Source organism: Okeania sp. SIO1H4, from assembly GCF_010672695.1.
Taxonomy (GTDB): domain Bacteria; phylum Cyanobacteriota; class Cyanobacteriia; order Cyanobacteriales; family Microcoleaceae; genus Okeania; species Okeania hirsuta.
The window spans coordinates 508,158-520,793 of sequence record NZ_JAAHGB010000006.1; the positions used below are offsets into that span (position 1 = coordinate 508,158).

The 12,636-nt window shown below is 33.0% G+C and carries 8 protein-coding genes; 6 read left to right on the forward strand and 2 right to left on the reverse strand.

Features of this window, described 5'->3' with window-relative positions; translation table 11 throughout:
• Positions 1 to 481: 481 nt before the first annotated feature.
• From F6K06_RS06535 to F6K06_RS06555, 5 genes are all read left to right on the forward strand, one after another.
• Positions 482 to 2,107, forward strand: a complete 1,626-nt coding sequence (locus F6K06_RS06535) for a S8 family serine peptidase (protein ID WP_124146693.1) — start codon at positions 482 to 484, stop codon at positions 2,105 to 2,107.
• Positions 2,108 to 2,512: 405 nt separating this feature from the next.
• Positions 2,513 to 3,931, forward strand: coding sequence for a hypothetical protein (locus F6K06_RS06540; RefSeq protein ID WP_124146692.1), 1,419 nt, complete (start codon positions 2,513 to 2,515; stop codon positions 3,929 to 3,931).
• A gap of 25 nt (positions 3,932 to 3,956) precedes the next feature.
• A complete protein-coding gene (locus F6K06_RS06545; RefSeq protein WP_287238655.1) occupies positions 3,957 to 5,354 on the forward strand; it encodes a DUF1822 family protein in 1,398 nt (465 codons plus the stop codon).
• An 802-nt stretch (positions 5,355 to 6,156) separates the two neighbouring features.
• Complete coding sequence (locus F6K06_RS06550) at positions 6,157 to 7,125, forward strand: tetratricopeptide repeat protein (protein WP_124146690.1); 969 nt, start codon at positions 6,157 to 6,159, stop codon at positions 7,123 to 7,125.
• Positions 7,126 to 7,358: 233 nt separating this feature from the next.
• Entirely contained in the window at positions 7,359 to 8,294 is a 936-nt protein-coding gene (locus tag F6K06_RS06555) for a tetratricopeptide repeat protein (RefSeq protein WP_124146689.1), read from the forward strand.
• A gap of 877 nt (positions 8,295 to 9,171) precedes the next feature.
• Here the strand turns inward: F6K06_RS06555 and F6K06_RS06560 are convergent.
• Positions 9,172 to 10,605 carry a GUN4 domain-containing protein gene (locus tag F6K06_RS06560; RefSeq protein ID WP_124146688.1) on the reverse strand — a complete coding sequence of 478 codons (1,434 nt, stop codon included), beginning with the start codon at positions 10,603 to 10,605 and terminating at the stop codon, positions 9,172 to 9,174.
• Between the two features lie 743 nt (positions 10,606 to 11,348).
• Positions 11,349 to 12,221, reverse strand: coding sequence for a PhzF family phenazine biosynthesis protein (locus F6K06_RS06565; protein WP_124146687.1), 873 nt, complete (start codon positions 12,219 to 12,221; stop codon positions 11,349 to 11,351).
• 46 nt (positions 12,222 to 12,267) lie between these two features.
• Between F6K06_RS06565 and F6K06_RS06570 the strand changes: the two genes are divergently transcribed.
• A complete protein-coding gene (locus F6K06_RS06570) occupies positions 12,268 to 12,615 on the forward strand; it encodes a hypothetical protein (protein WP_287323193.1) in 348 nt (115 codons plus the stop codon).
• Positions 12,616 to 12,636 lie beyond the last annotated feature (21 nt).

Sequence of the window (12,636 nt, forward strand, 5' to 3'; positions counted from 1 at the left end):
TGACTTACCCATGAGGTACGAAAAACTAAGATTTGAGATTGCTTTCCGTCCCGAAATGCTCCGCAAACCCTGTCAGTCGCAATGACTAAAATACGTTGTAATGCTTAAGTATTAATATCTATAAATTAGAAACCCGGTTACTGAAATTAACCGAGTTTTTTTGTGCATAACCTCTAATCAATCAGATATATGTTGATTTGACAGAGGTTGAGGTTTCCTTTCATATATTCATATAGAAGAAGAGAAAGGGAAGAAGGAAGTAAGAAAAAAAAGCTTGATTAGTAATATCCTGCTGTTTGAGCTATTTCATAAGTCAAATACAGTAATGGCGACTGTTATATCTCAAAGTAACAAGTTGCTTAGGACTTATGCTGATGATGAAGTTCAGACAGGGAAATATTTTTCCTCCTGTTCCTTGTTTCCTGTTCCCTGTTCCCTGCTATAGACATAAAAATATCTGTACAATCTACCCCAAAAAACTATGTTTCCTTCAAACTATCCTGAAAATTCTGTCGATAATCTTCTTCCAGTTATTGGTGCGAATAACATTTCTATTATACCCGAACAGTTAAATAGTTATGAACAAGCAATTTTACCTGTTAATAATATCTTAACAGAACAGCAAATTGTGACAGATGAAATAAATTTCCCCTCACAAATAAACAGTAATATTACCCCTTACCTAAAATCTCACACTGAAGTTATCGAAAACCATTCCGAAACAAATATACTAACTGGTGAATTAATTAACCCTGAAAGAATAGCAAGTCAAATAAACCTTTTCCCACAGTCAGATGACACCTTGATAAACGCTCGCGATATTGGGGTTTTGAATACCAATCAAATTTGGAATGATTTTGTAGGTGACTTCGACTCCGTAGACTATTATCGTTTCCATTTGAATACAACCAGTGACTTTAACTTATTTTTATCTGGTTTAAGTGCAGATGCTGATGTAGACTTGCTCGAAGACAAAAATAACGATGGTTTTGGAGAAATAATTGATTCTTCCCTTGCTTTTGGCAGCGCTTCCGAAGAAATTAATGTGTCTAATTTAAACCCCGGTACTTATTACGTTAAAGTAAGTCAATACAGTGGAGATACAAATTATAATCTGAGTCTGTCAGCAACACCTTCATTTAATTCTGGACTTTCATTGAATTCTGATGGTTTTAATAGTATCTATGGATATGGTTTAATTGATGCAAATGCAGCAGTTGCTCAAACTATCAACGCACCAATTCCTGAAGGTTTTGATTTTAATAATTGGAATGTCGAAACAATTAATGCTCCCGAAGTCTGGAATCAAGGTTATACCGGGCAAGGTATTATAGTAGCAGTGATAGATAGTGGGGTAGACTACAATCACTTTGATTTAGCAAGTAATATCTGGACTAACATCAATGAAATTCCTAACAATGGTTTTGATGATGATGGTAATGGATATGTAGATGATTTTAGGGGATGGGATATTATCAATAATGATAATGACCCGATGGACTTTTTTGGTCACGGTACTCATATTGCAGGTACGATCGCTGCTCAACAGAATGGCTTAGGAATTACAGGAATTGCTCCTAATGCTAAAATTATGCCTGTTAAGGTAGGAAATTTTGAGACAATTCTACCTGATGATGCTGCTGCTGGCATTTACTATGCAGTTAATAATGGTGCCCATGTGATTAACATGAGTTTTGGGAGAGATTTTTATTCTCCTGTAGTAGATGATGCCATCCGTTACGCAACAGAAAGAGGAGTTGTGGTAGTTATGGCAGCAGGTAATGACGGTAGTAGTTTTCCTGAATATCCAGCTAATAATCTACAACAATGGGGAATTCCTGTTGGGTCAACAGATATTACAGGCAGAATTAGTGACTTTTCTAACCGTGCTGGGTCAACAACACTAAATTATGTTGTTGCTCCTGGAGAAAATATTTATTCGACTCTTCCTAATAATGATTTTGGAAATCAAAGTGGTACATCATTTGCTGCTCCTCATGTTGCTGGTGTAGCTGCTTTAGTTTTGAGTGCTAATCCTTTTTTAACTCCCGAACAAGTGGAATATATGATTACTACTACAGCTAATTCTAACCAAGTTATAGTTTAGTGCAGCTACGCGGAAGTCAAAAGTCAAAAGTCAAAAGTCAAAAGTATTGAAGCGAAAAAAGCATTTCCTTCTTCCTTTTTGCCTCTTCACTTCTTCCTTCTTTCCTCAATAAATATTGCATAACCTCTAGGAATATAGAAATATATTCCAATTGAAGGGATAAATATCCTGATATTAGAGCAAACTTTTGACCAGGAAAAATGATTATACAATTAACAATAATCAGCATTGTGGATTGAATATCTTACGGGTTAATGTTTGATAGTAGTCGAAGCAAAGGTTAGGAAAGATCGAGAGCTTAAAACTAAGACAACGTAATACTTTTCCTTCTTCCTTCTTTCTTCTGCTATAAGCTAATATATCTGGATAATTGTTCATTTTTATTGATCTCAAATCTAAAAGTAAATGGTTACTGCTTCTAAATACTGGAGACAGATTAAGATTAATAGTTCCGGGTCTCGTCAAATCCTGGAAATTACAGAGGCAAAACAATTTTTTACCTCAAATTTTCCAGAATATATAACAGATAGTGAAATTTCGGACATTAATATTCAGCGTCAACTTTTAGCATTGGTGCAAGATAATTCAGATACTAATTTAGAGAGAAATTCTTTATTAGCAGAACGCTGTCTTCTCTGTTTTATATCTTGGCAAATTGACGGTGTTTGTCAACAATTAGCCGCAAATTTTGGTACAAATCATGGCTTTACTAGGGAAAATTTATTCCCTTATGTTTTGACTGATGATGGCAGAATCTCTAGTCAAAAAAATAAAACTTCTTCTTGTTCTTTTGCTCAAGAAATTCTCCAAAATTTCGACCCAAATCAAAGCAATTTAGCTACCTGGACAACTAGAAAAGTTAAACAGCATCCTGAACTTAATAGTTTCTTACTGGAATGTGGAGTCTATTTAATTAGTGATTGGGCAATTCTGAATGATACTCCTCCTAAACAACTAGAGAAAATTTTCTCAGTATTTTATAATTTTACTGCTTTTGAAACTCGGGAAAGTATAGATATTTTATCAAGTTATCATGCTATTTATCGGGCGCAACGTCGCCAAAAAAGTTTATCAAGAGCAGGGAGAAAATGTTTGCCACCAACTACAGAACAATTAGAACAAATTGCTCAATTAATCAAAACTAAAACTGGTAAAAATATTTCTCCAAAGCAAGTATTGACTAAATTGCAAGACCTGGCTTCTCAAATACGAGAATATCGAATTTCTGTGAGAAGTGGTTCTCTACCAACAATACCATTAGATACTTCTAACCATAAATCTTTAGCTAATCAGATTTGTATTGTTCAAGAAGCTGATTCAATGGATGAACAGAATGAATTTTTGAGCAATTATAGAAAGCAATTTCTTTTAAGTTTAGATGATGCTATAGCTAAAGTAACAGATTCTTGGATACAATTACTAAAGAAAAGAAAAAACAAAAAAATGGAACAATTTATCCAAGGGTTACATCTATATCATTGTCAGGGAAAATCAATGACAGAAATTGCTCAAAATGTTGGCTTGAAAGCGCAATATCAAGTAACTCGCTTACTAAAATTAAAATCTTTTCGGGCTGATATTAAACAGGAATTATTAATTAGTTTGCGGGGTCGTATCTTAGAAATTGCTCAAGATTATGCAGATCCAAAACATCTAAAAACTATAGATAAAAAAATAGAAATAGCTCTAGATGAACAAATAAATATAGTCTTTAAAGAAGTAGAATCAGAGGGTTATAATTCTCAGTCTAGTTCTAAAGAAAATTTATTTGCTCAAAGAGTTTGTAAGCATATAGATAAATTCAATTATTGTAATTTATCATAAAACTTATTATCAAGGAAAACTTTAAATGAAAAATGAATTAACGAATCAATTAGAAGATTTGCTAGAATTTCAGGGTATTGCAACAGAATCTATTCATTTATCATTAGAAAAAGTTGACCAAGCCATCCAAATTAGCAATCAAATTCCTAACGAATCACGACAATGGCAAACTTATTTGAATGGGTTAGCTTTGTTTGGATTTGAACAATGGTTAGAAGAACGAGGTACAGATAATTTAACAGTTAATTTAGCTGATGCTTCTATTTTTAATCCAGTTCTTTCTAACTCAATTCCAGCCGTTTGTCATCTTAATATTAATCAATTTCAAGTTTGTATCATTACTCAAGGTAGTTTTATAAATGAAGAAGTTAGTTTACCAAGAGCAGTAGTAGATTTACCAGAGTTCTCCCATCATTTATATGTAGTTGTGGAAGTACAAGAAGAACTAGAAAAAGTTGTGATTAATAGTTTTATTTCTTATGCAGATTTAATGGGCAATAAAACACAGCTTAATCTACTGCCAGATGAAGATTGGAATTATCAAATTCCCTGGAGTTGGTTTGATACAGAAATAGATAATTTATTACTTTATCTTCGTTGTTTGGATATAGCAGGAATTGCCTTGCCAGAGGTACAACCTAAGTCAAATAATTTAGCTGCAGCTAAAGCTGAATTAACAAAATTATTACCTCAGCTATCCGCACAAAATTTATGGGAATCTTTTAACTGGGAACAGGGAAAAACTATCCTAACTAATTCTGAGTTATTAAATTGGATATATAATTGGCAATTGCAAATAGATATAGAGGAGGGGAATATTCCGAATAATTTAGTAGAAATTACAGAAAATTCAGAAAATTCTTTAAGTAGTCTGAGTAAATATTTACCAGATTTACTTAGTATCTTGACTGAACCTACAATTAATGTGGGGCGTTGGTTAAAGAATGAATTAGATGATTTTGCCAATGAATTATCCTGGGTTTTATTGCCAGAATTATCGGCACTATCTCCCATGAGAGGAATATCTTCTCCTACAGAAGAAATTGCTGGAATTATCAGAGAGTTGCCCAAAAATGGTGTATATATTCCTCCTCATGCTAGGGTTGCTTATCACGATTTATTATTAGCTGGAATTCCTTTAAGATTGTATGCTTTAACTTGGTCTTTAGTCTCAGATTCAACATTAGAATGGATGTTGCTATTAATATTAAGTACGCCTACAGGGATGGGTTTACCGGAAAAAATAAAATTGCGGGTTAGTGATGCAACGGGAATTTTAGTTGAACAGAAATTAAATTCCAATGAGGATGATTTTTATATATTTACTAATGTTGTAGGAGGTTGGAATGAGAAGTTTATTGCTACAGTTTATTTGACACCAGAAAATCAGGAGACTTTTCCTCCTTTTGAATTTAATCCATGATTTTGATCGGTTTGGCGTTATCAAATTTTGCAACAATAATGCTAAATCATTTTGAAGAAGGAAAAAGTGGATGGGATTTGTAGACACGAAGTGGCAGGTCGAAGACTATCCCCAACCAATTATGGACGGTGGAGTATTAAACCTATAAAGAAAAACATAAAAGTTGTTGACGAAATTGAGTGGGCAAATAAATATTGAGTTATTCTAACTGAGAAAAAGTTTGCTACAAATTTTTAGGTGAGGAAACCTTCGGATAGACAACTTAAATGTATCAACCCATAGCATTTTTTTTAGATATTTATTATCTATTAATCCGTTTAATTGCACATAGATCCAATTTAAACTGATGGGTCATAGGGAATAGTAAAGTTTTTAGCAATACTAACTAAATATTTAAGGGTTTAGCATCCTATACTGACTACTAATATACAGTTATAATTAGGCTCGTAGTTGGGCTTAAGCAATAATACTAAGGACTAGTGTAACAATAACCATTACAGTTTTTTTGATGGAAGCTAATTTCACAGTTGATCCCAGATAAAATTTGTACAAATTATTTTTACATGACTCCTAAGTATTGTAAGGGCTAGAGCAAAACTACGAACAAAAACTTTATTATAAGTAATTATCCGCTAGTATAGCTCCCCGGAGGGGGCACATGATACAATAAGTAACAATTATTTTTGTACTACATTTTATCTCCACAATGTAGTGCAAATTTCTGCATAACCTGCCAACTTTGAGAAATAGAGTAGTTTACAACCGGAAAATTACCAGTATTGTTCTGGAGGAACTACTTATCGTGTCCACTGCTATCTATTCCGCAGAATTAAAACAACTATCTCAAACAGGCGATCGCTTATTCGATCTGGGACAATTTGAAACTGCATTAAATACTTTTCAGGAAGCGTTAAAAATTGTGCTCACATCTGAGCAACAAATAAATATTTTAAACCGTATTGGATTAGTTTATCGTCGTCTGGAAAAATATGATTGTGCCTTAAAATATCTCAATTTAGCCTTGCAACTTGCTCAAGAAATTGGCGACCAAAATCGAGTTGTAATGATTTTGAATGATATTGGCGAAACTTATTGTTTGTCTATAGAATATACTTCTGCCTTAAGATACTATGCTCAAGCTTTAGAAATTGCCCAAGATTTTTGTAATTTATTAGGAATGGGTATAATTCTTAATCACTTAGGCGAAATATACAATTTACTAGGGTTATTTGAACAAACTCTTAACTGTTGTCAAAAATCTCTAGAAATTTTCCATAAACTTGAAAGAAAATCAGAATTAGATAAATTAGCTTGCCAAACTAACATTGCTACAGCTCTTTATAATATAGGAGAAGCTTACTTATGGATCGGTCGATATACCCAAGCAAAAGAAATCCTAGAACTTACTTTAGCTATTCGTCAGAAAATTTGCAAAGTAACTTTGAATAAATTTAGTCAAACTACAGATTCTTTAGATAAAAATATTCTCCACAATAATTATCTTAATAGCAAAAAATTATCTCAAACAAACCAACTACTCCAACAAGAAAAAATTTGCTTCAGTCAAAGTATTATCTCCCAATATAGAGCAGAATTAGCCAATACTATGAATTTAATCGAGAAAGTTTATTGCCATATAGGTCAACAGCAAAAAGCAGAGAAGTATCGTCAAGAAAAACTTGAAATTTGGGAAAGTTGTGGTGAAAAATCTGTAATCTACAATACCTATATTTTGCCCTTTTATTTAAGATTTCCTTGTCATTATGCGTGAAAATAAATTATCAGATTAGTTGGCAATACTATTACTTATGCTAGTATATAATCTATCCGTGCATTAATCAAAAAGTTCGGCGTTGGTCAATCAAGAGATGAAACTTTAAGAGTAGTCTGTTTCTGATACCTCTAATATATTTTACCAAAGTAAGTGATGGGTCTCACCCCTAGTAAAAAATCATTTTACCAATTACCAACGCCAAAAGTTCAGTATTGTCAGGGAGCAATATTATGAAATCTTATACTAGCCATCAAAATGAATTGAAATATCTATTTCAAACAGGCGATCGCTTCTATAGTATAGGTCAACTAGAAACTGCATTAAAAAATTTTCAAAGAGCTTTAGAAATTACTAGATTAATTAATAACCAGGAAACAAGACTCAATATTGTCTATAGAATTGGATTAGTTCACCGTAAAATAGGAGAATATTCCAATGCCCTTAAATACCTAGAACTAGCCTTAGAACTAGCAAAAACAATAGGAAACGAAGCAAAAATCGCCACTATATATAATGAAAAAGGAGAAATTTATTATCTTTTAAAAGAGTATACTACTGCTTTGAAGTGTTATTCACAAGCTCTAATAATATTTAATAAATTCAAAGATATCGTAGGTATCGGCAAAACAATTAATCACATTAGCACGATTTATAATTTAACTGAATTATCAACTCAATCCCTAGAGTATTCTCGCAAATCTTTAAATATTTTTCAAAAGCTTGCTCAATCGGCAAAAAATGATAAATTGACAATTAAAATCAACGAATCAATTGCATTGCATAATATGGGAGAAGCATATTTTCTAATCAGTAGACCTCGCCAAGCTCAAGCCTTTTTAGAACTTGCTTTAGAGATTCGGCAAAAACTCTGGGAAGATTCTCTAGATCGGTTAGCATTAACAATAGATAATATTCCTAAAATAGAAAAAAATCATTATTCTAGCTATGTATATCCTCAAAAAATGGCAACTTATGAACAGAAAGAAAAAGATGGATTTCGCAGAAGTATTTTTGCTGAATATGGTAAAGATTTAGTAAAAACTCTTGATTTAATCGAAAAAGTTTATAAAAATCTAGGGCTAGAGAGACAAGCGAATAACTATCATCAACAACGGATAGAAATTAGTGAAAAAATTAATAGTAATTCTTGGTTAGTTACAACTTAAGCTGAAGTAAGATTATAGCAAATTCAAAAAAAGTCGATTTCTTAATCTGTAGTTCCTATCAATTTTTTACAACTTTACTACCTCTGATAAATTGCAAAAGTTATAAGCTTTTGAGCATTTAAAACATATATTCATTTTTTCTTAAAGGCAACAGGTATATCGCTACGCGTAAGTCAGAAGTTAGAAGTTAGAAGTCAGAATTAATCCCGGACTGACTTTGAGCATTTATAAATTTCCTAACTTATTTGCGTAGTGCTATAATACCAGTTTGATAAATGTTTGCTACAAATAGATAGGATATTTCTTAGGAGTCAACCCACCCCTCGCCCCTCCCCCTCCCAGGAGGGGAACTAAGGAGTCAGAATGAGTGGTTTTAATAGCAGTTTTTAGGTCTGAATTTATCTTTTTACTCCAAGAGATATCTTTTATAAAGTAGGGGCGTTTTGCTCCACAATATGTAAACTAGAGAGCTTCTACGTTAGCCAATGGCCATTAGCTAGCTCACAACTACGTTAACGCCCTTACTGCCCCTATTATTGGTAACATTCTTTTTTGACCCTTAGTATAATATCAACAGGACTTACGCACAAGATGAAATTATACACCATTTCTACGAGTGAACGGCCGTTCACCCCTATCATAAGTGGTAGTTATGCGTAAGTCGTAATCATATTAAGTCTGATTAATTGACCACATTAAAAATTTTCTGCTCTTTCTCCTGTCAAATTTCTCAAACCACTGCTATTAAATGTTGCCTGTTACCTCAGACCTTACTATCATTTTTAACAGATGTTTGCGTAGTATTTCCAGACCGAAAAGAGACCGACTAATTGCGCACTCGATGCCTGACTTTTGACTTTCAATTGCCCATAACTCTCTATATTTGACAAATATTAAGTCTTTTTACCATAGCAGAAAATAACTTTTCTAACTCCATAAACCATACCCAGTTTCCACTCATAGCAAACATTGCGGGTAAATGACCATAGGGTGCTTTTTCTAAATCAAATATTAAGTTATCGTGATTAGTCCAACCAATTATTGAATGCCAACCCAAGCGATCGCCTAATTTTTCATAAGTTAAAAAAAATGTTTGAGTAGGCAAATTTTCCCAAATCTCTTTTTGTGCAGAAAAACCAAACTTACCATTTGAATATTTTACCCAAAGTTGATTAATAGTCCGTAGATCAGTGCAAGGTAAATGATTAATTGAATTAATATTTAATTTATCTCTATTTTCTCTATTAGTGATTTTTAACATTAACTTTGCTGTTTCTATATCTGCTTCTCGCCATTTTCCAGTAGCCAATAAATCACACAATTTACTATAATCAACTCCCCTTTCTGAATTTAAGTTTACTTCTAGAATAGATGAAGAGTCTACCAAATTACTTACCTGTTTTTTAGGTAGTGAAACATCAACATCATTAGGTTTAATCAATGCCATAATTTCTGTCGCTGACTGAAACCTTTTCTTCGTTGCTCCGACAATCATCCGGTCTAATATATTACCCAAAGGATCGCTAATAGGAGAAATTAAAAAATCTCGCCATACCCAATCATTTTCACTTACATCAAACAATTCAAACGGTTCAACTTGAGTCAATAAATGAATACAAGTCACACCCAAACTATAAATATCACTAGCAAAAATTGACTTCCCAATAGCTTGTTCCGGCGCAGCATATCCAGCAGAACCAATAACTGTTCCCGTCACCGCCAAAGCAGTACGAGTTGCAAACTTTGCTGCCCCAAAATCTACTAATACTAATTCACCTTTTTTCTGGGAAGATATAGGTTGCTTAATAATATTATCCGGTTTAATATCCCGATGAATTACCTTTTGAGAATGAATAAATTCTAATACTGGCAATAAATCATTTAATAACTCCCAAATCTGAGTTTCATTAAACGCCCCTACTGTTTCTAACTCCTGCTGTAAATTTTGCCCCTCAATAAATTCTTGAATTAAATATTGACGATTATCTTGAGTAAAAAATGCCAGTAATTCAGGAATCTGAGGATGTTTTCCTAAAGCTTCTAATCTCACTGCTTCTTTAGCAAATAATTCTGCTGCTTTTTCCATATTTTGTTTATCTTGAACTTCAGGAAAAAACTGCTTAATTACACAAAAAGCTTGAGATGGTTTAAATTCATCTACTGCTTGAAAAGTTCTACCAAAACCACCTTGACCAATAATTTTAATGGCACGATAACGTTCTGCTAAAAGTAATTTTGACCCACATTGCTGACAAAATTTTGTATCAGAAGGATTTTGATTTAGACATTCAGGATTTAAACATTGACTCATAATTTAAACCAGTTATATTATGTGCCCCCTCCGTGGGAGCTACGCTATCAGATAATTAGTTCTAATAAAATTTTTGTCTGTAGTTTTGCTCTAGCCCTTTAAATACTTATCTTATTGCTTAAGCCTAACTACGAAGCCGTATTATAACTGTTATACCTAACATGATATTACATAAAAGAATATTACAATATTTTGGTTGTAGGGAAGACAAAACTCTCACCAATGATTCTAAACTAATATATATAATTTCTCAAATAGATGAGGTACACAACTTTTTAATTTTTGGTAAGAGAGAAGAATAAACAAAGAAAAAATACCATATTTTATTAATATGAAAACCCCTATAGTAGTCTGATATCATGTCCCCTTGAATATTTATAAATAAGGGAGTAGGGACGTTCATGCAACCTTTGTACGCAGTAGAGATAATAGAGATATTTACCCTGTGTAAAAGCATAGGTTTTTTCATCACTAATTATCCGGACTTAATATTAAATGATTTATCTTTTTCTTTTGGGTTTAAGAGCTGGTTGATCAACTTAGTTAAAAGTCTTACATCACCTAGCTTTCAGGAATTTTGGAACTAAAGGATGATAACTCGCCAAACCTCAGTATAGCCAGAAACTCAACCTCTTAATATTTACTTGATAAATCCGCTGTAATACCCCGCCGTCTACAGGGTGTTTACAAGCTTGTTAGGATTTAAGTCCCCATCCACTTTTTCCTTCTTTCTTCTTCCTTATTTAAGCAACCAATTTTCCTTGAGCAACCATGATAACTTTACCACCAACTAATACTTCTATTCCTTCTACTTTTTTCTCTGCTTGTAACAATAATAAAGAAGGTCGATTAATTTCATATCCCTGTTCGACCCTAATATTAACTTTTGCCTCACCAAAATAATTATACTCAGCTAAATATCCTGCTAAACAACCATTAGCACTGCCCGTTGCCGGGTCTTCAGTAATTCCTAAATATGGTGCAAACATTCTCACACTTAAATTATTAATACTATTGTATGTCTCAGGGCAAAATATTAAAATTTCTGTAGCTTTTGCTATCTGAATAAACTGATAATATTTATCCAAATTTACTTGAGCTTTCTTCAATGCTTTGAGATTTTTCAAAGGCACAATGATAAAAGGTATCCCTGTGGAAACTTCCTGAATAGGAAACCTCATATCTATATCACCCACCTCTAAATTTAATATCTCTGCTAAAGATTCAATTTGATATTTTTGAGCAAAAGTAGGCATATTCTGAGCCATCCATAAAACTTCACCTTTCCAACTCACAGCAATTTGTCCTACACCCATATTTAAAATTACTTGTTCCACCGAATTTTTAATAATTTCTCGTTGAATAATATAGGCAGTTCCTAATGTTGGATGACCAGCAAAAGGTAATTCTTGAGTAGGAGTAAATATCCGCACATCATAACCATTATTTCGTTGTGTTGAAGATAAAATAAAAGTAGTTTCTGAATAGTTCATCTCTCTGGAAATTTGCAACATTTCATTATCAGAAAGATTCTCAACTTCAGAACCTGTAAATACAGCCAGTTGATTACCAGCATATTTAGTTTCAGCAAATACATCTACAATGTAAAATTTCATAGTATTTTGTTACCTTTAGGCTTATATAACTCATTTGGTATCTTTATTGGCGATTCAGTTTTTTGACAGGAGTCAGGAGTCAGGAGGTGGAGGGAAGGAATATGGGAAAAAGGTTGAAAAATACCCCCCACCTTCCCATCTCTTTTTAAATAGATCTCAAATGGGTTCTATATTCGATCTAATTTATCAGATCGTCAAAGTTTGTAGCTACAGAACACCTAGACCGCGCAAATCGGGTGGAAAGAAAAATATTTTTCCCTTAAATATTAGTTATTTTAAAAGAAACTCACTCAAAGGTCTAACCATATATCAGTCTATGGTTCGGAAAGTAGGAGTATTAGCGCTAGTATATGCTTCAATTTTTGGTAGTCCTGCTCGCGTAATGGTAATATAATTCAAATAGGTTAATCAAGTT